Source organism: Corynebacterium sp. HMSC064H12, assembly GCF_001809925.1.
GTDB lineage: Bacteria > Actinomycetota > Actinomycetes > Mycobacteriales > Mycobacteriaceae > Corynebacterium > Corynebacterium jeikeium_D.
This window is the reverse complement of record NZ_KV799349.1, coordinates 42,481-65,925: the sequence shown is the minus strand read 5'-3', so window position 1 is coordinate 65,925 and position 23,445 is coordinate 42,481. Positions and strand designations below refer to the sequence as shown.

Here is a 23,445-nt window from a genome sequence, read left to right as displayed (position 1 = left end):
TAGTCATGGCCTTCAAGTCCGTACTTCGCCGCAGCGCCCTCATCACCGTCTCCGCAGCATCCGCAGTTGCACTTGCTGCTTGTGGCGCCGGTCAGATTTCGCAGACCGCAAATCAGCACCCGGCTGTAGACGGTGCGATGAACGGCGGCGAAGATGCTGCCGGCAAGGGTGCTGAGAACACCAACTCGGCTCTTGGCTTCGTCAACATCCGCGACGCTCACATCCTGGTCGACCCGGAGGCTGGTACCGCTGGTCTGAAGTTCTCCGCCAGCAACCAGCAGCGCGCTACCGAGTCGGTCTACAAGCTGAAGTCCGTCACCGTTGAAGGTATCGGCGAGGTTGAGCTGAAGAAGGTCGCTGAGACACCTTCCTTCGCTAAGGCTGCAAAGGGCGAGGACTCCCTGCCGCGTGAGTGCCAGATTGTTGCCGGCCCGAAGTCCGTCATCGATCCGCTGGCTAAGACCGCCAAGGACAACACCGGCTGCATCGCGTACTACACCAATGAGCTGGACCCGAGCACCCTGGTTGGCGACAAGAGCAGCGCTGCTGGCCAGAACCGCGAGGCCACCTTCGAGTTCACTGACCCGCAGGGCCAGACCAACACCTACGACCTGGACATCACCATCTCTGCTGACATTCTGGAAGCTGGCGCACCGAACCGCGGTGCTGACGGCATGATTGAATCCAAGTAATCGCAGCACAGTGGTGTTCCTGCGCTGTTCGCGCGCAGCGCACTTTTAGGCGCTGGTACAGCGCAGTCCTGTCCCGCAAATAACGCGAGGCGCCTCATCGAGCGGGCATGGGCGATTGGTCGCTTGATACGGGCCACGGCGGTACAGTCAGTCCTTGACACATGTCATTGACTCTGCCCTGGCCCGTTCTCGCGTATCTGGGGCAATTTTTTAGCGACATTTCCCGCACATCCCGCACCAAACGTTGTCGGGTCTGTCGCCCCCTCGTTTGAAGCAAAGGTGGTTGCACCGTGGCCAAGACCAAAGACGAAGCCTACGAATGCTCGGCATGCGGTTGGCAGGTGTCAAAATGGGTCGGCCAATGTCCCAACTGCAAAGAGTGGGGCACGCTGGAGAAGGTCACTATCCGCTCCAGCAGCGGGAAGTCCGGCTCCACCCTTGAGGACAAAATCGCCGCCCGGGCAGCCAAGCAACGTCGCCGGAGTGCTGCCGCAACGGAGCCCGGCACGCGGGGCGGTCGTCGTAAAGCATCTTCCACTTCCGTCGCGGCTGAGAGCCAGCGTTTAGCACAGCGCGCGCTTGACGACGAGGCGGAGGAACGTTTCCTCGCCGAGACCTCCGCAACAGATCGAATCCCCACTTCATCTTCCGAGTTGACCGCGATTACGGGGATTTCCGCCAAGGCTGCGCACGCGGTGCGCACGGGCATCGGCGAGCTGGATCGAGTGCTCGGTTCCGGTATTGTGCCGGGTTCGTTGGTGCTCTTGGCAGGCGAACCGGGGGTTGGTAAGTCGACGCTGCTACTTGAAGTGGCCTACCGCTGCGCGGACGGCGATTTGGGGCCGACGCTTTACGTCACCGGTGAGGAATCGGTCGGTCAGGTGCGGCTGCGTGCCGAGCGCACTGGCGCACTGTCGGACTCGCTGTACCTGTCGGCAGTGTCGAATATCGAGGACGTCATCGATCTGACGCTGGAGCTCTCCCCCGGTCTGCTCATTGTGGACTCTGTGCAGACGATGCGTGCCGACGTCGAAGGTGCTCGCGGTGGCGTTGCCCAGGCTCGCGCCGTAACCTCTGCGCTGGCGGCGCTGGCAAAGGAGACCGGAACTGCGATTTTCCTGGTAGGACACGTGACCAAGGACGGCAATGTGGCCGGCCCGCGCACAATGGAACACCTGGTTGATGTGGTGCTCAACTTCGAGGGTGATAGGCATTCGGGGCTACGCTTCTTGCGCGGCCTGAAAAACCGTTTCGGAAGCACCGATGAAGTGGGCTGCTTCGAGCAGACGGCGGGCGGCATTGCGGAAGTTGAGGATCCCTCGGGGCTGTTTTTGCATCACCGAACGCCGACCTCGGGAACTGCAATTACCGTGGCCATGGATGGCCGCAGACCGCTGCTGGCGGAGGTGCAGGGCCTGGTAATCAATACCGAGGCGCACAACCCGCGACGCAATGTCTCTGGCCTCGACCCTCGCCGCGTGCCGATGGTCGCGGCCGTGCTGACTGAACATGGAAACTTCAAGCAGTTGGCCCGCATGGAGATGTACGTGTCCACCGTCGGCGGTATGACGCTGTCGGAGCCTGCCGCGGACCTGGCAATCGCGCTGGCACTGGCCTCATCCATGACTAAGCGGACCTTCCAGGACAAAACCATTGCACTCGGCGAACTGGGGTTGGCCGGCGAAGTGCGCCGAGTGACCGATTTGGAGTGGCGGCTTAAGGAAGCTCATCGAATGGGCTTCGACACGGCAATTGTGCCCAGAGGCGCAAAAGGCCCGGCGGGGATGCGGCTGCTGGAAGCAGGCACCGTTGCCGAGGCCATTGAGCTTGGGTTGGGAACTAAGCGCTAGCGCATGTTGAACGTGTAGGCGTCAGAGTTGTTGTCACCAATCACGCCGTAGAAGATGTACGACCCGGAGGGCGCTGGGACGCGGTCTTCTTCGGAGCACTTGTTCGGCGCCGAGGTCAGACGCGACCAGGTGGCGGCATAGTTGACTTCCTCGCCCGGTGCCAATACCAGTTCACCGTGGCCTTCGGAGTCATTGCAGTCCACATCCGACCAGACGCGCTCGTACGTTGCCAGGTCGTACACCTCGAAGCGCAACTGCTGCTCATCGAGGTTCACGCGGCATTCACCGCCGGTGGGATTGTGGACGGTAATTGCCAGAGTCGGCTGCTCATCGCCGTAGTTCGGCTGATCCGAGGTGGCTGTCACCTGCAGGTCTGCAAGGCTACAGTCCTTTTTGTTCGCAAGCGCCGCCTGAGCGTCATCCTTCGCGGAATCTTCGCCTTCCTTAGCGTCCGTCTTGGCATCCTTGTCAGACTTGTCCTTCGTCGAGTCCTTGTCAGACTTAGGCGCGTAAGGTTCCTTGGGCTGTTCCGGAGGGGTCACCTCTTTCCCGTCATCCCTGGTGACATTCACCGGTTCAGAATCCTCGCTGTCCCGGTTTACCAGTGCGGAAATACCCCAGCCCAGGAGAACGAGGATGATAACGAGCAACACCGCCGCGGCGATACGCCGACGCCGGTAGATTTCTGGAGGCAGCTTATTGGTCACACATTTAGGTTAGCGGGTTCTCGCTGACTCCATGGGTAACGACGGTCTCAGCGCGTCCGTCCTCCAAGCGGTACCGCATACCGACAACGCCCACCTCGCCGGTCACCAAGCGCGATGAAATCTCTGGCGAGCGATCAATAATGTGATTAACAATCTCGCGCACGTGGCGCCGCTCAAATTCGTCGATTTCCGTCTCGCCATCTTTGCGAGCCGCCAACAGCGACGGGGTGACTTTCTCAATCAGCACACGCTGGAAACCACCCGGCAGTTCGCCACCGTCCAGTGCATTCTTCGCCGCAGCCACAGCGCCGCAGGACTCGTGGCCGAGAACAATCACCAGCGGAACTCCCAGACCATCAACTGCGAATTCCAGCGAAGCCAGCACCGACAGGTCGGTGATCTCACCGGCAGTACGAATCACGAATACATCGCCCAAGCCCTGATCGAAAATAATCTCCACCGGAGCGCGGGAATCCGAGCAAGCCAGCACAACGGCCTTCGGCTTCTGCCCCTGCGTCAGCTGCTTACGACGAACCAAGTCCTGGCGAGGATGCGCAGTCTTGCTCTCGCAGAAGCGGAGGTTTCCGCGCACCATCGATTGCCATACACTCTCAGGAGTCCTCTCAGAATTGCTCATAGCTATATTGTGCAACGACTCTGCTGTTTATGGGAAAGCGAGAAGGTAGATTGACCTCTGCAATTAGCCAATCCGACGACTTCGACGAACACGTCGATGCCGCCTTACGTGATTGGTATCGCACCAACATGCGGCCACTTCCCTGGCGCGAAGAAGGCACTTCACCATGGGCTGTGCTCGTCAGCGAAGTGATGAGTCAACAGACTCCCGTCGCCCGCGTCATCCCCTCCTGGCGCGCCTGGCTGGAAAAATGGCCCACCCCAGCCGATTTGGCAGTCGCGCCCAAGGATGAAGTCCTACGTATGTGGGGAAAACTCGGCTACCCCCGACGTGCACTCCGGCTGCGTGAATGCGCAGAAAAGATCGTCGAAAAGCACGACGGCGAAGTACCAAGCGACGTGAACACACTGTTAGCCCTTCCGGGGGTAGGAGACTACACCGCTCGGGCAGTAGCGGCGTTTGCCTTTGGCGTGCGTACGCCGGTGGTGGACATCAACGTGCGCCGCGTACTCCGGCGACACCGTCAGGGCACGTACCTACCCGGCATCGCCAAACGCGCCGACATGACGCTCGTCGAAGAGTTCCTACCACTCGACCCCACGACTGCGGCCGAGACTTCCGTCGCACTCATGGAACTCGGCGCTACCGTCTGCCGAACGACACCCGAGTGCGAGGTCTGCCCCATCGCTACCAGTTGCGCCTGGATCGCCGCCGGTCGCCCCGAACCCGAAGACCACGAAATCGCCGCTGCTAAACGGCGTGTGCAGAAGTTCGAAGGCACCGACCGCCAAGTCCGGGGCTTGCTTCTCGACGTGCTCCGCGCCGCCGACTCCCCCGTCGAACAGGCCGCTCTCGATGCGGTCTGGGATGATGCACATCAGCGTTCCCGCGCACTGTTTTCCCTGCTTGACGACGGACTTGCGGAGCAAACCTCCGATGGCCGCTTCCAGTTGCCCCGTTAAAGCCGAGGCAATGCTCCGGTAAAGACCAGATTCGAACAAGTGCGTTGCCTAGAATTAGACACATGAATGCCACGCCCCATCGACCTCAGCGCCAGCGCTGTCTCTTTGGGGCTAGTAAGCGCAGAATTGCGCTGAGCACAGTGCTTGGAGTTGCTCTTCTGGGCTCTAGCGTGGGAACGCTCGGTGGTTGCTCGGCGGTGGATGGTCTAGGAGCGACTGGCTTCGGTTCTTCGGATTCTGACTCTTCTACGGTGAAGCGATTGCCTCCGGGGCAGGTAATTACGAAGACGCCATTTCCGGTCAATACGCCCGCACGCGCACAGCGGGTCGTGTTTTCCTCCACAGGTGCACGCGACCACCGCCAGACAGCCGTGTCCGGCACGATTTTGCAGCCCTACGCCCGATGGTCAGAGAAATCCCCGCGCCCACTGGCAGTAATTGCACCTGGAACTCTCGGCATGGCTGATAACTGTGCCAGTTCGGTCGCCCTGCGTTACGAAGCGCCTCCGACGCCTCCGGCACCTCAGCTGCTGGCACAGGGATGGAATGTTGCCATTGTGGATTACCAGGGGCTCGGCACGCCTGGGGTACATCCGTATCTCAACCGTGAGATTGCCGGGAATAACACGCTCGATATGGCGCGAGCGGCTATTGAGACTTTACAACTACCTGCAGATACTCCCATTGCGCTGTTCGGCTACTCACAGGGCGGAGGCGCCACCGCTGCAGCCGCCGAGCTAGCCGATGCGTACGCCTCGGAGCTGAACATCCGCGCTGTTTACGCCGGGGCTATTCCGGCCGATCTCACCGACACTGCACTGCATATTCGCGGCTCGGCGCTGGCGGGGCTCGTCGGTTACTTCATGAACGGCTTGATTGCAGAGTACCCAGAGACAAAAGAACCGATCGAGCGCATGCTGAGCCCGCTGGGGCAGGACTTCCTGAAGCTCACCGCCGATGAATGCATTGGCGCCACTGTCGAACGTTGGCCTCGCAATGACACCAAGGCATTTACGGCCAACGACTTGGGGATAGCGGAAAATCTGCGCTCGCCGGAGCTCTCCCCCGTCGTTCGACGCCACGTGGACGAGCAGGCTCTGGGCACAAAGACTCCCAGTATGCCCGTGTTCGTTACCCATAACGCATTGGATGATGTGTTACCCGTGACGTCGGCACGCGAGCTTGTGCAGAAGTGGCAAAAGGCCGGCGCCGACATCACCTACGTGGAGGTCGACACTGACCTCGGTGATGGGACGCACGGCCTTGCCTACGTGCTCACCCACGAAGAGATGCTTGCCTGGGTGAATCAGAAAATGGGGTACTAGCGGCGACATTCGCCACTTTCCTCCATCTAGCAAGTACAGCTACTTTTTCTTCCAGCGACCACGGAAGGTTAGGCCCTTGCCCAGTCGGACGGTGTAACCGCCACGGCTGTTAATTGTCACTGGGCCGATACGCTTAGAACCAGAGACTCCCGAACCCGAGTAGTTCAGCCACGTGTCCTTGTCCAGGTTCTGCTTCTTGCGAAATTGAATCCCCATTTAGTTCTCTCCCTCGGAGTTATCAGATTCGGCCTCTGCCTCGGCAGTGGCCTGATCGGCAGTACTTTTGATGTCGCCAGATACAAACGCTCAGGATACCGTCAGCGCTGCCGAGAACGCCCGTCATCTTCCTCAGAATCGGCCAAGGCACCGCTCATCGGCATCAACGTTACCGACCTTGCCTCATATTGGTGAAGGTAACTTCGCCTTGCAGATGTCGTTGAACTCGCCGTCCCTGCGCCATAGATGCCTCAATCCGTTATTTGTGACCGCCCCTAGTGAGCTCATGAAACCGGCCACCGCCACAGCGCGCCGAACAATGACGACAGCTAGTTAGTGCAAACCGCCCAGGGATGCGAATGGCTCCTCGGCCTGGATGTCGTGCAAGGGCACGCGCACCCAAGGCGAATCACTGTGTGCGAGCAGCTCGGTGAGCCGTTGCGATTGATCCTTCATCGCAGCGGTGACGTCGGGCTCACCATCACTCGCCCAGATCATTCGACCCCACCAGAAACTTGCGGCTACGTCAGCCCACGACACGAAGTAGCGCTGCAGCGCCGCCACGGCCTTGTCTGAAATCTGAAGGAACTCTTCTGGAGAGATCCACCCCAGCTCCGTTGCCGCGCCACCAACGCTGTGAACACGGATTATGTCCCATGCGCGAGTAGTGGCGGGCAGTGCCGGGGCCGCTGCTTTGGCAAAGCCCTCCGAGCGCAACATCCGTACAAGGTAACGGAACTTATGTTCTGCACCACGCGGATCCACGCCTTGGACAACAAAGAAGTCTTTCAGAAACTCGATTCGCTCCTCCATCTCTGCCTCGAGCTCGTTCTCAGAGATGTCCTTCACTGCATATGCGAGCGGTAAAAGCAGGTCATTTTCCACGTGCTGGCCACCTTCGAGCAGAGCATCAATAACCTGATACGCTTCCTGTGCACCAGTGACCCCCCAGTTTTGCTCGAGAGATGTTTTGTAGTACTTGGCCGCCCTTGCGTTGATGGCCTCAACCCCTAGCGGGGTCGCAAACGCCTTATTGCTCTTGTACACCATTCCCCAAGAGTGGCGGCGCACCTCATCTTTGCTCGGCGCCGGTTCCGGCCATGGGAACTTTGTAAGGCGGTAGATCCAAGTATCATCAAACTTTGCTGGCGTGAACGTTGAGCTCATACCCACAGAACGTACCGAGGTTTCGGGGTTGAGTCAGCGTTACTTCACACACCACCCCACACCTGGGGTGAGTTATGTCATAGCACTGAACGGCAGGCGCGGTTTTTATTGTGTTGCTAGTCTCGTGTGCATGACAGGACCCCAAATTGCATTGACCGACCGGCCAGATCTCGGTGCCGCACTTGAACGTACCGGTAATTCCGGGATTGTGCGCACTGCCGCCGTCGCTGTTGTAGAAGGTCTTGGTGTCGACGAGATTGTGCTCGAGGCCGCCGCCACGAAAGCAAGTGGGGTGGATGGTGCCACGTTTGTCACCAACCGCAGGATCCTCGTGACCGCCGATAAGAAGGATCCATCCCATTTTGAGTTCCTTGAACTTGACAACCTGGGCAACGTCACAGTTCTGCCTTACAAGGGCGGCTGGGCCGTCGTGGCCCAGCTCTACAACACATATAAAGTGTGGAGCGGTTTCACAGAAAAAGCTGCGAAACGTGTGCAATTTGCTGCCCAGTGGGCCCTGACCGCAGGCCGAGAGGCACGAACGGAGGCCTCGCGTGCAGTGTCGTCGACGGAGCTTTTTGAGCGATGGAAAGAAAACAAGCACCGTCTCAATCGCAATAGTTTGGAAGAGCTTGCAGGGGCGATGCGCTCCCTGTATTCCGACATTGATTCACGGTGGTGGACTGAATAATGATTCGACTTGCATACCCGGGTTCGCCCGACCGCTTTAATGGGGCAGAAGACACATCACACATCGAGCAAAACCTGGCTATTGCGGAAAATGGCTATCGCCATTACATCAAGCATGGCTCATTACTAGAAACTGGAGCATCTCCGGCAAATACGACTGCTACCTCCAGGTCAAACTCCAGCGCGGGCACGACAGGTGCTCAGACCAGCGGCGCATCGAAAGGTCTCAGTGTAAAGAAGCAGCTATTACTCCTCCCCTTAGTGATAGCGGGCATCGTGGTGCTAGCGATTGCCTACGTTGCAGCTAAAGACGCGCTCTTTAGTGACAAGTCAGACGAGTCCGCTGCTCCCGCACAGTCCGCCGCTGAAGCACCTGCCAATCCCGGCGCTTCCAACGGTGGAGCTACCGGTGCCACTGGTGGGGATACCGCTGGCGGCCTCACCCCTGCCGACCACGCACCCGAACCGATTGCTAGTTTCGTGCGGGCCTGCACAGACTATGAAGTGGTGTTTAGCTACTATGGTGCGGATAGTGCCCCCGCCCCACAGGCAATGGGTACCAACTGTTCCGTGGATACTACGAAGGCACCCGACGTTGGTTACGTAGTCTTCACCGATGACCCTGCCGCCACCGCCGCCGTTCGTGACGGCAAGCCCGTCTTGGATGCCGTTGAGATTCCGGCAGAATCAACGCGCGGTTCCACATTCAAGGCGCAGCGAGTGGAGTCCCTCATCACAGTTGCGGAAATCCTCCCAGAGGACCAGGGAATCGTTGAGTACATGATCAAAAATGATGACCCTGAAGTAGCAAAGAAAGCATTGGTCGACCTCGGCGTGGCCAAGTAGAACTACAACTCTCCGCGCTTTTAGGAAAGACCGCATATAGACACACTGCCGCCCCAGTTCCTCCTCCCATAATGGAGTCGGAACTGGGGCGGCAGTGTTCGTTGGTACTGCTAGCGGCTAAACCTCTTAGAGCGGCTGGCCAGCACCCGCACCAGCCGGTGGCGGGTTGTGGCCGTCGTCATCGGAGTCCGAACCGGACTCTAGGTCGGTTCCAGCGGCGGTGGAACCGCCGTCACCCGGTACATCCGGGGTGATGATATCGGACTCGCTGGTACCAGCGCTGCCGAGAACGTCCTTGTCTTCCTCAGACTCCCCCAGAGCACCGCCGTCGGCATCAACGTTCCCGGCCTTGCCCTTGTTGGTGAAGGTGAACTTCGCCTTGTCGACGTCCTTGGACTCGCCATCCCAGCCTTCGACATCGATGAAGACGGTCTCGCCGAGACCAACCTCACCGTAGAGAATCTTCTCGGAGAGCTGATCCTCAATCTCGCGCTGGATGGTGCGACGCAGCGGACGGGCACCGAGCACCGGATCAAAGCCACGCTTGGCCAGCAGGTTCTTGGCGCGGTCGGAAATCTCCATGGTGATGCGCTTCTCACCGAGCTGGTCGCTGACGCGGGCCAGCATGAGGTCGACCATCTGAACAATCTCGGCCTGGCTCAGCTGCTTGAAGACCACAATCTCGTCGATACGGTTCAGGAACTCCGGACGGAAGTGCTTCTTCAGCTCGTCGTGGACCTTGTCCTTCATCCGCTCGTACTTGCCGTCTTCATCGGCCTCGCCGACGCCCGAGAAGCCCATACCAACAGCCTTGGAAATGTCGCTGGTACCCAGGTTCGAGGTGAAGATCAGAACCGTGTTCTTGAAGTCCACCACTCGCCCCTGAGAGTCAGTCAGACGACCGTCTTCCAGGACCTGCAGCAAGGTGTTGTAAATCTCCTTGTGGGCCTTCTCAATCTCGTCGAAAAGCACGACGGAGAACGGCTTACGGCGCACCTTCTCAGTGAGCTGGCCGCCCTCTTCGTAGCCGACGTATCCGGGAGGAGCACCGAAGAGGCGCGAAGCGGTGAAGCGGTCGTGGAACTCACCCATATCAATCTGAATGAGGGCGTCTTCCTCACCGAAGAGGAACTCCGCCAGGGCCTTCGACAGCTCGGTCTTACCAACACCGGACGGGCCGGCGAAGATAAACGAACCGGACGGACGCTTCGGGTCCTTCAGACCAGCGCGGGTACGACGAATAGCGCGGGAGACAGCACTGACGGCCTCTTCCTGACCGATAATGCGCTTGTGCAGCTCATCCTCCATGCGCAGCAGACGCGAGGACTCTTCCTCGGTGAGCTTGAACACCGGAATGCCGGTCCAGGATGCCAGGACCTCCGCAATCTGCTCCTCACCAATCTCAGCGATGGTGTCGGACTCGCCCGCACGCCACTTCTTCTCGCGCTCGCGGCGCTCTTCGCCCAGCTTGCGCTCCTTGTCGCGCAGACCAGCTGCCTTCTCGAAGTCCTGCTCATCGATGGCGGCTTCCTTCCGGCGGCGCACATCGGCAATCTTGGAGTCAATCTCCTGCAGGTCAGCCGGGGCAGTCATGCGCTTGATGCGCATACGAGCACCGGCCTCATCGATCAGGTCAACAGCCTTATCCGGAAGGAAGCGATCGTTGATGTAGCGATCCGAGAGGGTAGCTGCGGCAACCAGTGCCTTATCCGAGATGGAGACACGGTGGTGAGCTTCGTACTTATCGCGGACACCGCGCAGAATCTCGATAGTGAGATCCACGCTCGGCTCCGGCACGTTCACCGGCTGGAAACGACGCTCAAGAGCGGCGTCCTTCTCGATGTGCTTACGGTACTCATCCAAAGTGGTAGCACCAATGGTCTGCAGCTCACCGCGGGCCAGCTTCGGCTTCAGAATCGAGGCCGCGTCAATTGCGCCCTCTGCGGCACCGGCACCGACCAGCGTGTGAATCTCGTCAATAAACAGGATGATGTCACCGCGCTGGTTAATCTCCTTGAGCACCTTCTTCAGACGCTCCTCGAAGTCACCGCGGTAACGGGAACCTGCAACCAGCGAGCCCAGGTCGAGAGAGTAAAGCTGCTTATCCTTCAGCGTCTCCGGCACACGGCCGTTGACAATGTCCAGAGCAAGCCCCTCCACAACGGCGGTCTTACCAACACCCGGCTCACCAATCAGCACAGGGTTGTTCTTGGTACGACGAGAAAGAACCTGCATAATGCGCTCGATTTCCTTCTCGCGGCCAATAACCGGATCCAGCTTGCCCTCGCGCGCAGCCACGGTCAGGTTACGACCAAACTGATCGAGCACCAGCGAACCGGACTGGTGGTTGCCCTCCTGCACACGAGCACCGGAGGTGGCGCCGACCGGACGCTGCTCCGGAGAACCATCGGACTCATCGCCCTGGAAACCGCTGAGCAGCTGAATAACCTGCTGACGTACGCGCGGCAGATCAGCGCCGAGCTTAACCAGGACCTGAGCGGCAACACCTTCGCCCTCACGAATCAGGCCGAGCAGCAGGTGCTCAGTACCGATGTACTTGTGACCCAGCTGCAGAGCCTCGCGCAGAGAGTACTCCAGCACCTTCTTTGCACGCGGGGTAAACGGCACGTGACCGCTCGGCGGCTGGGAGCCACGACCAATAATGTCGACCACCTCAGAGCGCACAGCGTCCAGGGAAATACCCATGGACTCCAGCGCCTTGGCAGCCACACCGTCGCCTTCACTAATCAGGCCGAGCAGGATGTGCTCCGTGCCGATGTAATTGTGATTGAGCTCGCGTGCCTCATCCTGCGCCAGGACGACAACGCGACGTGCTCGGTCCGTAAACCTCTCGAACATCACTGCCCTTTCAAGTGTCTATTTTTGCCGTAATTCAATAAAGGTTGTTTCACCTAGCTTAAACGCGCCGCGACACAGATTAATCCCTATAGCCGTACGCCAGTAGCGAACAGACTGGTCGAGAGAGGTATCACTGCTCGTACGGCAGCAAAAGCTCCCGGCGGCAATGCCACCGGGAGGAAACGAATTTTGGAATGAATTACTCCTGCGCGTTAAGCCATACGCCAGACAAGAAGGAGTACTCGCACGGGCTATCAGTCAGTCTCCATAATCTCCCACTCATACGGAGTCACTTCACCGCGCGCCTCGTGGTACGGAGAACTGAAGTACAGGGTGCCATTCTTATTCAGGACCACAATCCCGTGGAAGCTATACTTCTTCCCTTCCTTCAGTCGGAATGGCGGGCGCGAGGCATCCCAATTTCCACCGCTCATTCCGGCTTCCCAACTTCCAGATGCATCCTCGAGATCAAAGGTGACCAGATTGTGGGCATTCTTCTTGTTACCCCACTTAGCTGTGGTCTGGCAGCGGAACATGTCCTGATTTACCGACCCACCACAGACTACGGTTTCTCCGTCTGTGGAATAGCTGACATAGTCACGGTTGATCTTGGGGTAATTCGTAGCTGCATCGGCGACGGACGGATTGACAACAGCAAGCGCAGCGGCGGCAGTGATTGCGGCGGCTACAGCGGAAATCTTCTTGGTGAACATGATCTCAGATTAAAAACTCTCGGAGGCAAAAGAAACGGGAGTTCTCCCCGGGGAGTTCTCCCCTAGCCAAACCATGCTGGACTGCCCAAATCTGGACAGTGGTGATCAAACGCACCACGACCTATTCGCTTATGTCACCGGCACAATGCGGTCAGAGAGCGATGCTGTCCAAAGCAGCACGGTCAGAGCGCATGGCAGTCTGTGACGCACCGAGAATGGACTCATATCAATGGCTTTCAAACTATTCAGCTTCCGAAAGACCTTCCGCCCCACCCGCAACTCCCGGGTTACGCTATCGCGTTCTGGCCTCGGATATTCCTATCGCATGGGGCCCGTTCGGTGGACGAAGAATGCCCGTGGCGGCCGAACCACCACTGTGAACACGCCAATTAAGGGATTGACTTATCGCAAGTACCGTCGTTAAGCGAGCAGTTTCAAGTCGTCTGCAGTGACCAATCGTGCTTCGATTGCAGCGACAACTACCAGCTGCAGACGGCTCTTTTGATTAACCCGTTGCCACTCCTTGCTTGAGACCAGCCCCTTGCTCAAAGCGGATTCAAAAAGTGCGGTGCGGTAATGCTCGACTGCCTTTGCAGTCTTGCCTCCCAGCTTTCGGCCGGCCTCGGCATCGGTGCACGAAACCATAATGGTGTCGATTCGGCCGCGCAGATAGTCCTCCGCATATGCGGCGATTAGAGCACGCTGGCGCTCCGGCAGCTCCCCAACCGAGATGGTTTCAGTCCCGTCAGTTGGCAGCACGACCTTTGCATCGGCGTGCTCAATATCCTGTTTAATCTGAATTTCGTACTGGTCATCCTTGACGGAAAAGCGGATGAAATACTCCGGGTAGCTCAGATCAAAACGCTGTTGCGGAGCCAGCCGGAATGACCGCGACACCTCCGGAATGTGCACCATTGCAGTCACGTGCTCGCAGTTATTGAGCAAAAACCACATTCCGGATTCCGCATACACATACATTGCTATGCGGTGCATGTAGCGGTTATCTTCGCCCACTTTGAGGTCGGCGTCACGCCCGATGGTCAATCCCTCACTCGGATTGGCAACAATCGCATCCCCACACAAATTATCAACCACAAGTGTCGGGAGCGATGTCACGTTGACCAGGCCTTTCTCTCGCACCACCAGCCACCAACCGCGAATCAGGAACCCTACCCAATGCTCCTGGGAATCGCCCAACGACGGCTGAAGTGACTGGCATTCAGGATAATTATCCGAAATATAACAAATAATCTCGGCGTTATCGCTTAATTCGTCGTGGTTTGCATTGCCCACGCCGCCACCGTGTCATAGGCAGCAGAACAAGGATCGCCTTCAGTCAAAACGACAAATACTGGACGAAGCACTTCGGGACTGGATGGCGCAGAGCTTTCCGCCGGCTGAACCAAGCAATAATTGATCGGCCGTGTTGCCTCGGAACCTTCGCTGTTCACAGCTTGAAATGAACCTGACGTTTGTAGGACATCCAGCCGGCGACCATCGGGCTCCATTCGCAGTTTCACCACTTCAGAGCCAGCTGGTTCAGCCACTGACCGGTTCTTGCTCACGGCATCCAGAATTTCACCACGCCATTTGTCATTTTCAGCCTCTGCAATCGGCTTCTTCTCATCAATGCCGTGGCGAAATGGCAGCAAGAATTCATCTGCTGAAGCAAACTGCGTCGCGTGATATGCAGCACCGTTGAATGTTCCCATCCGCTGAATCCCCTGCCAGCTCTTCTCGCCGATGGGGACGTCGCTTAACGACGTAAGGGTCCATCGGTCACCCACCGGAATCCGAGGCCCCTTCGCCAAATCGGGAGCGCGAAGTCGCATTGGTTCCGCAGAACCCCCGATAGCTACTGGCTGTGCCAAGTGCTTGGCACTAAAGAGACCGCCATCTCCAATGCCGCTACGTTCGGCAACAACAATGCCGCCACCAATAAGGCCTAGACATGCCACTACAGAGAACGCTGCAAGCGCTTTCTTCCGGTTCTTCGGATTGCGAACCTCGACATCACCGCCATTTAACGCAGCAATGAGATCGCTGATAAACGCATTGCAGGATTCGTAGCGCTCATCGGCGTCAATTGCCAACGCTTTGGCGAAGACCGAGTCAACTACCGCGCCGAGATTGGTAACCGGTCGCTTACCGCAGTGCAGTTGCCGCGCATTGGCCGCGTCAGTAGCTGGAAATGCTTTATATCCCTGCAACAGCTCGAATATCGTGCACGCGAACGCATACTCGTCACTAGCCGCACTAATGCACCCCTTGGTGAAGATCTCTGGCGCCATGTAGGGCAATGAGCCGGCAACACGATTTGTCACGCCAACACTGTCGATTTCAGTGGCGGTTGATACACCGAAATCCACAAGCGTCGCACTTAATACAAGCCCCGACGAATCCCGCTCTACGACGATGTTTGATGGTTTTACATCACCATGAATCACCGCTGGTTCGTGCTTTGCTAGCCGATCTAGCGCGGTAGCAATCTCCACACCAATCGACATGACTTCGCTCTTGTCGAAATTGCGCGGCGGATACTCAGCCAGCTCAGTGCCCAACGAATTACCGCTGATAAGAGTCATGGTGAACCAGAGCAGGTTCCCGGCTCGCCCGCCATCGAACACGGTCACAACGTTGGGAACGTGAACAGTAGCTGCGATAGAAACCTCGTTCTGGAACAGTGCCTCCATTCGCTTAGAAGCACCGGCCTCTTCCGGCAGCGGGACGATTTTCAGTGCTTCGTTTCGGCCCAGCTTGGGATTTCGTACTCGAAAAACAGTCCCCATATTGCCGGCACCGATGAGAGCTTCAACCTCGTAGCCCTCAAAAATATCGCCTACCTGGGGAAGATCAGTCATCGGTTCCGTTGCCCAGACCCATCGAGATTACCCACCATAATCTGAATCCCAGACTCAGAGCGGCAATCATAATTAGGCGAAACTTCTTGGCATTCCATCGTCAGTGGCTGACCGTCATACTCAATCTCGATTGTCGTCTGCTCTGGCAGTGTTCCTTGCTCTTGCCGCTGTTTACTGAGCGCCCGCACTACCTCGTAATATGCTTCACAGTCCATATCGGAGCCCTGGTTTGACCAGGCACTCTGCAGGTTGCACTCCGAGTCAAAGGTCGACGCTAAGACCTCTGGGTCTACGAACCGATCGTCGGCAGGCGGTGCGATAGTGGTCGAGGTTGGTTCCTGATCATCGCCCACATAGTAGGACGGCGAGACTTCCACTTCGGTGCTTTCAGTGGTTTCAAACAACCCGTCGGCGTTATCCTGCTGGTTAGAGCGGAAATTTAGGATCCAGACCACCATTGCCAGGATGACGACAACCAGAATGGCGAGCACGAACAGCAGAATCTTCCGATTTCGACCACCAGTATCGGAATTTGCACCGCTGTCAATGTCATCGACGCCCGGGATTAATGTGCGATCGTCGGTCATCAGTTATCTCCTTGGCTGACAGAAACCTTCATCATCGTCGTGCGAGCAGCCGAAATCTCTTCCTCATTCATCACACCAATGCGCACGTGGGATTCGATTGAGCGACCCGATGGAACGTGAGTACCTTCCACGGTAATCATGCCGTCTGCTGCTACAAAGAACTTAACCTGAATTGGCTGTCCCTTGGGCAACGGCGGGATTCCTGTCAGCATAGATTCCGAACCACTAATGATGTCATTGAGAGCGACATCTTCGGATGGAACGTCACTGGCCTGCTGATACAGCGTCAAATCTACTTCCTCTTGACCATCAGCTACGGTCGAATACTCCCGGACCACCGGCTCAGACAGTGGAATCATGTCATTCTGGTTGACCAGATAGTCGATGTACGGGTTGTTCAGGTGATCGACAACTCGAATGCCAATCGACTTTGGCAACACATTCGCCACCTTCTTCTCCGACAGTGCGGTCAGTTGCCCGGCGTCGATTCCCGTCTCAGCTGCAATCTGCGCAATTGACTGCTGTTGTGCTGCAGGGCTGGACTCAGCATTGACCACGCCCCCGAGCTTGCTAATCATCGCAGCAAGCGCGGCCCCCTTAGCAACGGCCAAATCCGGCTCGACCAACAGTGGCTTCTTACCCGTCAGACGCTCCACCAGTTTGGTTACGGCGGCCATTCGCGAAGATCCACCCACCAGGATGACCTCATCAATTGTCAGTCCCGGCTCCTTTTCCTTTGCCGTCTCCAATACACGGGTCAAAGGAATCTCCGTCTGCTCGAGCAATGGCGCCGTGACACGCTCCAAGTCTTCGCGGGTAACGGCAATCTTGGCGCGGGAACCGGAGTCACTGGCAAGTCGCACAGTGGCGCTTTCCGCATTACTCAGCGCCTCTTTACAGTTCACCGTCTGCTCATGCAACTTAGCGACGAAGGTCTCATCGTTTTCCGCCTCCTCGTCACCAGTCTGCTCAATGAATTTATCCAGGATAAATTCACCAAGCGCCTTATCCCAGTCAGCACCGCCCAGTCGAGCATCACCGTCGGTGGCAATAACCCGGAAGGTGTTGTCAATCCCCTGCACAATCGTGGCATCGAATGTACCGCCTCCGAGGTCATACACCAGCAAGGTCTTGTCCTTTAGAGGCTGCTTGGAGTCGTAGTAGAGGGCCGCAGCAACCGGTTCTGCTACCAGCTCCAACACATTGAAATTAGCAATCTGCCCTGCGTTGCGAGTTGCCTCGCGCTCCTTAGCACCAAAATATGCCGGCACAGTAATAACTGCCGAAATCTCGTCGTCAGCTGCTTCGTCTGGAACCAACGAGCGCAAAATCAATGAGGAAATCTCCTCCGGGGTGTACGGCTTCCCGCTGAAGTTCCATTTCTTATCGGTGCCGATGCTCCGCTTCACCAGCTCGATGACGTCATTGGGGCTGAAGAGCTTCTCTTCACGTGCCAGCTTTCCGACAACGGTATTGGCCTTCGATTCAAACCACACCACACTTGGTGTCGACAGATCTCCGTCGAGGTTTTCTTGAATGACAGGAACACCCAGTGAGTCCACGTAGGAAATTGCGCTATTGGATGTACCCAGATCGATGCCGTAAATACGCTCAGCCATGATATTTCTCCTTGTTCTGCAATCTGCTGAATTCTTGACTTCTTTTGTCGTGTCAGCGCTCTAGTTGTGCGCTTATCAGACTCGAGTGGTGCTCTGCTCAGACGCGAGTTGTGCCCTAGTTGCCGCTCTGCCGGTACACCGTGACCGGCGCCTTGGCCACCACAATTGGGCTAGTAGAGCTAGTGAAGGTGTAGTAGTGCGATATTCGCCGTGATGGCGCTAGCGTGCGGTGCAGCGCGGGGTTATCCGAATCCGCGAATTTGGTACGACGGTGAATTGAAGAATCAAAGGCATCGCCCACCTTCGCCTCTGTAATTGCCACTCCCATGGACTGAAGCGCATCTGCGATCGAGTCCTGCAGGAAATCCAGGGTCGAATACAGGTCACTGCCATCAGTTTCGGTAGTTTCTTCGAGCCGCGAAAGGTCAGCGCAAATCCCGTCATGGATGGCCGCCAACTTTTCCGCCAGCGGCATCAACTGGGCGTACCAACGACGATCAGTCAGCGCTTCCAACTCTTCACTTTGAGAGCGCAATACTGCGTTCATTGTGTCCAGCCGTGTTTGAATCAAATCCAACTGCTTTACGACGTTCCCGGCCGCAACACCTGCGGTACTTTCAGCATCCGTTTCTGGGAGCTCTTCCACTGTCGCGGGAGGAAAATCCTGCTGGGCTGGAACTCCTTCCGCGGTGTCTTCATCATGGCCAAACTCGGCACCACCAAATTCAACACCGTCAAATTCGACGTTCTCAACCTTGGACCATGCAGCTTCGTCGGTGTCTAGTTTTGGATCTCCGGAATACTCGACCGGCTCCTGACCTGTGGTATCACCATTGTCGACCGTGCCCCGGGGGCCGAAGGACTCATCAAAATTCGGCAGCGGGGCGAAATTATGCGCTCCACCGAAGTCAACCTCCGGATACTTAGGATCTCGTTCCTGATACTCATCAGCACGACCGTCTGAATGTTTAACCGACCTTTTATTTTCATCCTTTTTGTTATTAAAGAACCCCATTTTTATACTCCTTACCCTTGGCGAATAGATAGACAAGCGTTATGCCAACCATGATTACTATTAACGACATCTCCCAATCGAAATATGTGAAGAAGATTTCTCCAATTACCGCTGCAAAGAATACATATACAAAGCCGAACACCCCTATCCACCTTTTAGCTGTCCGCGCTCTGACCAATTTATGCAAAATCACAAGAAATAGACCTAAGGTCAGTGCCGACCCAGCATTATGCACAAGGGCATAGCTATTGGGATAATATTTCAAGTCGTTAATTAGAGACCAGATAACGGATACAGCGGTCAAAGGTATTAGTAAAACCATCAAACGCCTTGTAATTAAATCTTTTTCATTCTCTTGTGCTTGTTGACCCCATGATCCTTTTTCTAGCGGTGATTTCTCGAGCGCATCCGTTCGATTGACGTTTTGAAGTACACGATTCTCAATTGTCGAATCGGAACTAGAACAGTAGGCTCCCTCAGCAATTTGCAATTCTTTACGAAGTCTCGTTGGGTCCAGCGACGATTCGTCATTCAGCAGACCGAAAGTATGTCGAGTCACTAAATCCGCTGGATTATCGACTGCTTGCAACCTTCGAATGAGAACGGTGCGGGTTTCAGCCTCTGGCGAACCGGTACGAAAGTTCGCACCAATGGATTTCGTTGCACCCTTCAGCATGTCGTTATCGATTGACTTGCCGTCGATAGCGCCTTCGGACTGTTCACGAAAACCGCTCGCAATGACATCTGCAATCGACCGAATGTCGGTATTTGCACTACTGGCCTCTTTAAAGGCAGCCCAGACTCTTTTCTCTGCATTGTTCGTCGGACCAGTCTCAATTTCCTGGCTATCTTCAACGTCGACGTATTCACGGAGCTCCATGCGGTTGGACGTTGGAACCAATATCCGATTAAAGAACTCTTCAAGCCCGTGCTCGGTAATCGCTTTTCCGCTGCCCTTTGCATACGGCTTCAAGAACCCCTCTTTAACTGCCTTCATCTGCACATCAGTGAAGAAGTACTGAGGACGCTGTACTCGTTTAAGAACAAGTCGAAAGGAAACACCAAACTTCTTTCGCACCGCGTCAACGAAATCTTCGGTGTGCAGCTCATCGATGATGTCCAGTGCACGCTGGGACTGCTCACCGAAGAACAACAAGTCTCGAATTAAACGGACACGCGCTTCCCAAAAATCCGAGGAAGAGGCATCTCCGCCCATGGGAATGTCAGCAATCAACTGAGCTAACTTGGCCCCCGTTGGCACTGCGCCTGTTGAAAATAGATTTTCAGCTAGGTTGTCTCGAACTGCGGGATTCAGACTCACATCTGCTCCTGAATCTCACTGATGCGAACACGTTGTTCTGGGGACAGGCCTGTCATGAATCTTCTGGCAGGATCTACTGCGATAAGCCATCCGGGAACTACATGCTCCGGCAACAGTCGAATCATTGCCCGAGCAGGGCGCCCCGAATCAAGCGCGGAGACAGTTGTCAGAGTCTCTCCATTGACATTGGCGTCCTCTCGCTCTTCCAGCTCATAGGCAGTGCCGTACGTAGAAAGCGCCTGCTTCATCTCTTCAAACGCTGTGGCAGTGCTGTAGTCGAATGCGGCGCGAGCGTAGATATATTCCACTAGGACTACGAGAGCGAAAAGGATTAATGCTTCGAGCGAAATAAGGACGCTTTTAGACATAAGCGATGCTGCGGTGACTGCCAGCACCGTGATAATGAGGCCGGGAATCCAACTAGTCTGATTTCGCAAGAACCACATCGCAAACCCCATGGCGAATGGAATCAACATCGCCGTATCTGGATATGGGCCACTATTGATAGATTCCAAAACTCCGCCAATTATGAATCCGGCGATAACGAGTACGACTCGAAACATCCAGGGTGCCCACCAGACAAAAAATGGCGGAATGATACGACCTTCTTGATCTACACCAACACGGTTCGGAATAATTCCTTGATCCTCCAAATCACCGCGCCAAACTTTAGTGCGATCTGGAACATCCTTCACAATATCTGTGGTTTTTGAGAAGTAGCTTTTGGCCGCATCTTTCAGCTGTTGGAGATTCATTAAGCGGTTCTTTCCCTCGATCCTCTGCCCAACGATTAATTCGCTGAACCCGACAGGATTTAGTTAAGCCCGCACGGGTAGTGAAAGTCACCGGGAGAACTCCCGTACCGCTTCTGAGGCCTCCGCTATAGCGTCGTCAAGCAGATGAAGAAAACGCTTATTCGGCGCTTAACTCGGAGGTTTTTTAACGCCCATGTCATCCCAGTTTCATTCAAAGCACGTTTTAGCTGCGGCAGCCGCCGCGACTGCCCTGACCCTGATTGGCTGCTCAGGTATGCCCACTAACAACGCTGCCCCGGAGTCCCCCGCAGTGGTGACAGTTACAGAAACGTCCCCTGCTTCTGATGCACAATCCGAACCCCCTAACTCGACTGAGAGCTCGACCGAGTCGGAAGAGCCAGAGCAGGAATATGCCAACAGTTCGCAGGATAAGAATTCTCCAAACAGCGAACTTTCGGATTCGGGCGATGACTCCGGTGCAATAACGCTGAACAGCTCGATGGAGCTGACCAAAATTGGTGGCATGGAGCCTGGCAGCGCCAAGCGCCAAAACGTCAAGATTGACGCAACTGCTCACCAGAAAGAATTGGGTGGCTTCGACACTGCTCGGATCACGTTTCCCTTCGAGGGGTCCAATAGCCTGTTGACCTATCCCCTGGTTGATGGCGAAGCAAACGTCAGGTTGATGTGGAATTTCAGCCAGACCGGAGGAACTGAAACTTGTGAAAACAAGGTGGATGTCTACGATGCCGAAGGCAAACCGACTGCAAGTGCCAGCGCAGGTGTTACTGGACAACATACTCCTTGCCAAATCGTTCGCCGGTTTGGGGAAAAGGCCTACGCAACGTTTACAGAACCCGGTGAATACATCGTTGCTGTGACAGCTCAGCAACCGGGATTCGAACCAATCACAATCGCACAGAAAGTAAAGGTAGTCGGGTAAAAATGAGCACATATGAACCCATCGATCCATGGAACAACGACCAGTCAACCTCCGCGGTGGACTCGTCTAGCAAAACTTCTGATACCAAGCCGAGAAAGAATAGAACGCTGACATTGCCACTCGTTGTCGGCGCAGTCGGAGTGATTGTTGCCGGCGCGGCAGGTTTTGCCATGGGTGGCAAGAATGCTGAGTCCGAGCTCGCAAGCGCGAATGAAGAGATTTACTCATTACAACAACAGCTAGAAGAGCAGGAAAGCGAGCTGCAAGCACAGATTGATGAGCTGAAGAGTAAGAACTCGGAAACTCATCGCGAGAGTCTCGAGTCCAACCAAGCTGCCGCAGCCGCTTATAACTACAAAAAGGCGCTTGACTGGCTTAACGTCTGCGACGCACGCGACTATATGCCTGCAGAAACAGGGGCTGGGCAGTATAACTGGGGCTCCCTAGGCATCGGATGCTCGTACGAATTCGAAGATCCCGACGGAATGATTGTCATCCTAGTTAGCGGAGAAAACAGCGACGCCGAGACAGGAGAATTAACCAACGGCGATATTGACGGCTACTTAAAATCAATCATCCATGCTGATTTTCTTAGGCTCAATGTATGGGTCTCTGACTCTGGGCCATGGGCCGACGCAGAGGAAAAGGCCACAGATATTGCCGAAAAGGTAAGCAATGCCGCTGAGCTCAACAAGAAACAGGACACTGCAGAGCAATAGCTAGTTGTACTGACCGGAGACGTTGATCGACGCGATCTGGCATCAGTCGACCATGTGCAGGGCGATTGATTCCTTGACCTGTTCGATGAACGCTCGAGCGGCGGGGCTCGGATTGAAAGATCCCCACGCGATGTACTCGGTCCGGCAAGGGCCATCGACCACGGGAATGGCTCGCAGCGCTGGGTTGGCTGGCACACAGTCGACGGGCAGCAGGCAGACGCCCAACCCGCGTTCGACGAGGGCGAGCATGAGCTCGGTCGACATCGCCTCGAAGCCCACGCGGCGTTGAAGGCCTGCGGCAGCGAATGCCCGATCGCCTTGGAGCCTGCCCGGTGACCCGGCCGGGAAGTCAACGAACGTCTCGTCGGCCAGGTCGGCCAGGGCTAAGGTGCCCCTGTGTGCTAGCCGATGCTGTGACGCCATGACAGCGACGAGACGCCCTCGGGCGATCTCGTGCGCGGTGAGTCCGGACGCTGGGGTGACGTCGGCGTCCACGCCGAGGAATGCTACGTCGAGTCTCCCGCTGCTGAGATCGCGCATGAACTCATTGCTTCCCCCGCCCCGCACGGTGAGATCCACGTGGGGATGGCTGGCGTGGAAGGCTGCGACGATGTCGGGCACGCTGACGGCTGTGACCGTCGGGATCACACCTACCGACAAGCTTCCGCGGACCTGGCCCACGGCCTCGGCGGCGACCGCCACGGCGCGGTCAGCGGCTGCGAGGCTGATCCGTGCTTCCGTGAGGAAGGCTTCGCCGGCGGGGGTCAGCTCGACCCGGCGGGATGAGCGCACGAACAGTGCCGTGCCGAGTTCCTTTTCGAGGGCCTTGATCTGGTGGCTCAGGGCTGACTGCACGACGAAGCAGCGTTCTGCTGCTCGCGTGAAGTTGCGTTTCTCGGCGATCGCCACGACGTACCTGAGCTGTTGGAGTTCCACCCAATCATGATAGCAGCTCATTGTT

Annotated in this window: 23 protein-coding genes; 9 read left to right on the top strand and 14 right to left on the bottom strand. The window is 56.5% G+C overall.

From position 1 onward, the window contains the following. Positions 1-5: 5 nt before the first annotated feature. Complete coding sequence (locus HMPREF2681_RS07530; RefSeq protein ID WP_016421450.1) at positions 6-692, top strand: hypothetical protein; 687 nt, start codon at positions 6-8, stop codon at positions 690-692. Positions 693-982: 290 nt separating this feature from the next. Beyond that, the gene (gene radA, locus HMPREF2681_RS07525) at positions 983-2,542 is read left to right on the top strand and encodes a DNA repair protein RadA (protein ID WP_070546652.1); all 1,560 of its coding nucleotides are present in this window, start codon (positions 983-985) and stop codon (positions 2,540-2,542) included. On the opposite strand, the gene HMPREF2681_RS07520 is transcribed toward radA, so the two are convergent. Further along, positions 2,539-3,249, bottom strand: coding sequence for a hypothetical protein (locus HMPREF2681_RS07520; protein WP_016421452.1), 711 nt, complete (start codon positions 3,247-3,249; stop codon positions 2,539-2,541). The genes radA and HMPREF2681_RS07520 overlap by 4 nt on opposite strands. A 4-nt stretch (positions 3,250-3,253) precedes the next feature. After that, the gene (locus HMPREF2681_RS07515) at positions 3,254-3,886 is read right to left on the bottom strand and encodes a carbonic anhydrase (RefSeq protein ID WP_042388218.1); all 633 of its coding nucleotides are present in this window, start codon (positions 3,884-3,886) and stop codon (positions 3,254-3,256) included. Between the two features lie 29 nt (positions 3,887-3,915). On the opposite strand from HMPREF2681_RS07515, the gene HMPREF2681_RS07510 reads away from it, so the two are divergent. Then, positions 3,916-4,848 (top strand): HhH-GPD family protein, encoded by a 933-nt coding sequence (locus HMPREF2681_RS07510; protein WP_070546651.1) that lies wholly within the window; start codon positions 3,916-3,918, stop codon positions 4,846-4,848. A gap of 62 nt (positions 4,849-4,910) precedes the next feature. Further along, positions 4,911-6,173, top strand: a complete 1,263-nt coding sequence (locus tag HMPREF2681_RS07505) for a lipase family protein (protein WP_246815981.1) — start codon at positions 4,911-4,913, stop codon at positions 6,171-6,173. Between the two features lie 39 nt (positions 6,174-6,212). On the opposite strand, the gene HMPREF2681_RS11135 is transcribed toward HMPREF2681_RS07505, so the two are convergent. Beyond that, entirely contained in the window at positions 6,213-6,389 is a 177-nt protein-coding gene (locus tag HMPREF2681_RS11135; RefSeq protein WP_005510144.1) for a hypothetical protein, read from the bottom strand. Positions 6,390-6,722: 333 nt separating this feature from the next. Beyond that, positions 6,723-7,556, bottom strand: a complete 834-nt coding sequence (locus HMPREF2681_RS07500; RefSeq protein ID WP_016421456.1) for a DUF1266 domain-containing protein — start codon at positions 7,554-7,556, stop codon at positions 6,723-6,725. 130 nt (positions 7,557-7,686) lie between these two features. On the opposite strand from HMPREF2681_RS07500, the gene HMPREF2681_RS07495 reads away from it, so the two are divergent. Both HMPREF2681_RS07495 and HMPREF2681_RS07490 read left to right on the top strand, forming a co-directional pair. Then, entirely contained in the window at positions 7,687-8,247 is a 561-nt protein-coding gene (locus HMPREF2681_RS07495) for a hypothetical protein (RefSeq protein WP_070546647.1), read from the top strand. After that, positions 8,247-9,092, top strand: coding sequence for a hypothetical protein (locus HMPREF2681_RS07490; RefSeq protein ID WP_038626603.1), 846 nt, complete (start codon positions 8,247-8,249; stop codon positions 9,090-9,092). The genes HMPREF2681_RS07495 and HMPREF2681_RS07490 overlap by 1 nt, the downstream gene beginning before the upstream one ends. A 126-nt stretch (positions 9,093-9,218) precedes the next feature. On the opposite strand, the gene HMPREF2681_RS07485 is transcribed toward HMPREF2681_RS07490, so the two are convergent. Both HMPREF2681_RS07485 and HMPREF2681_RS07480 read right to left on the bottom strand, forming a co-directional pair. Further along, entirely contained in the window at positions 9,219-11,951 is a 2,733-nt protein-coding gene (locus HMPREF2681_RS07485; RefSeq protein WP_070546645.1) for an ATP-dependent Clp protease ATP-binding subunit, read from the bottom strand. Between the two features lie 254 nt (positions 11,952-12,205). Continuing rightward, a complete protein-coding gene (locus HMPREF2681_RS07480) occupies positions 12,206-12,664 on the bottom strand; it encodes a hypothetical protein (protein ID WP_070546643.1) in 459 nt (152 codons plus the stop codon). A gap of 229 nt (positions 12,665-12,893) precedes the next feature. Between HMPREF2681_RS07480 and HMPREF2681_RS10965 the strand changes: the two genes are divergently transcribed. After that, on the top strand, positions 12,894-13,088 hold the full coding sequence (locus HMPREF2681_RS10965; protein ID WP_016421461.1) for a DUF4236 domain-containing protein: 195 nt from the start codon (positions 12,894-12,896) through the stop codon (positions 13,086-13,088). On the opposite strand, the gene HMPREF2681_RS07475 is transcribed toward HMPREF2681_RS10965, so the two are convergent. The 7 genes from HMPREF2681_RS07475 to HMPREF2681_RS07445 all read right to left on the bottom strand — a co-directional run bounded on the left by HMPREF2681_RS07475 (position 13,085) and on the right by HMPREF2681_RS07445 (position 20,822). Further along, on the bottom strand, positions 13,085-13,957 hold the full coding sequence (locus HMPREF2681_RS07475; protein WP_246815982.1) for a hypothetical protein: 873 nt from the start codon (positions 13,955-13,957) through the stop codon (positions 13,085-13,087). The genes HMPREF2681_RS10965 and HMPREF2681_RS07475 overlap by 4 nt on opposite strands. Then, the gene (locus HMPREF2681_RS07470) at positions 13,930-15,525 is read right to left on the bottom strand and encodes a serine/threonine-protein kinase (RefSeq protein WP_070546642.1); all 1,596 of its coding nucleotides are present in this window, start codon (positions 15,523-15,525) and stop codon (positions 13,930-13,932) included. Before HMPREF2681_RS07470 ends, HMPREF2681_RS07475 begins: the two co-directional genes overlap by 28 nt. Further along, positions 15,522-16,112 carry a hypothetical protein gene (locus tag HMPREF2681_RS07465; protein ID WP_070546640.1) on the bottom strand — a complete coding sequence of 197 codons (591 nt, stop codon included), beginning with the start codon at positions 16,110-16,112 and terminating at the stop codon, positions 15,522-15,524. Before HMPREF2681_RS07465 ends, HMPREF2681_RS07470 begins: the two co-directional genes overlap by 4 nt. Further along, complete coding sequence (locus tag HMPREF2681_RS07460; RefSeq protein WP_070546638.1) at positions 16,112-17,731, bottom strand: Hsp70 family protein; 1,620 nt, start codon at positions 17,729-17,731, stop codon at positions 16,112-16,114. Before HMPREF2681_RS07460 ends, HMPREF2681_RS07465 begins: the two co-directional genes overlap by 1 nt. A gap of 115 nt (positions 17,732-17,846) precedes the next feature. Then, positions 17,847-18,746 carry a hypothetical protein gene (locus tag HMPREF2681_RS07455; RefSeq protein ID WP_070546637.1) on the bottom strand — a complete coding sequence of 300 codons (900 nt, stop codon included), beginning with the start codon at positions 18,744-18,746 and terminating at the stop codon, positions 17,847-17,849. Continuing rightward, entirely contained in the window at positions 18,733-20,067 is a 1,335-nt protein-coding gene (locus HMPREF2681_RS07450; RefSeq protein ID WP_070546635.1) for a hypothetical protein, read from the bottom strand. Before HMPREF2681_RS07450 ends, HMPREF2681_RS07455 begins: the two co-directional genes overlap by 14 nt. After that, positions 20,064-20,822 (bottom strand): hypothetical protein, encoded by a 759-nt coding sequence (locus tag HMPREF2681_RS07445; protein ID WP_070546633.1) that lies wholly within the window; start codon positions 20,820-20,822, stop codon positions 20,064-20,066. Before HMPREF2681_RS07445 ends, HMPREF2681_RS07450 begins: the two co-directional genes overlap by 4 nt. A gap of 193 nt (positions 20,823-21,015) precedes the next feature. On the opposite strand from HMPREF2681_RS07445, the gene HMPREF2681_RS07440 reads away from it, so the two are divergent. Both HMPREF2681_RS07440 and HMPREF2681_RS07435 read left to right on the top strand, forming a co-directional pair. After that, positions 21,016-21,765, top strand: a complete 750-nt coding sequence (locus HMPREF2681_RS07440; protein WP_224784054.1) for a hypothetical protein — start codon at positions 21,016-21,018, stop codon at positions 21,763-21,765. 2 nt (positions 21,766-21,767) lie between these two features. Beyond that, positions 21,768-22,484, top strand: coding sequence for a hypothetical protein (locus HMPREF2681_RS07435; RefSeq protein ID WP_070439703.1), 717 nt, complete (start codon positions 21,768-21,770; stop codon positions 22,482-22,484). A 42-nt stretch (positions 22,485-22,526) separates the two neighbouring features. On the opposite strand, the gene HMPREF2681_RS07430 is transcribed toward HMPREF2681_RS07435, so the two are convergent. Continuing rightward, on the bottom strand, positions 22,527-23,441 hold the full coding sequence (locus HMPREF2681_RS07430) for a LysR family transcriptional regulator (RefSeq protein ID WP_070439705.1): 915 nt from the start codon (positions 23,439-23,441) through the stop codon (positions 22,527-22,529). Positions 23,442-23,445 lie beyond the last annotated feature (4 nt).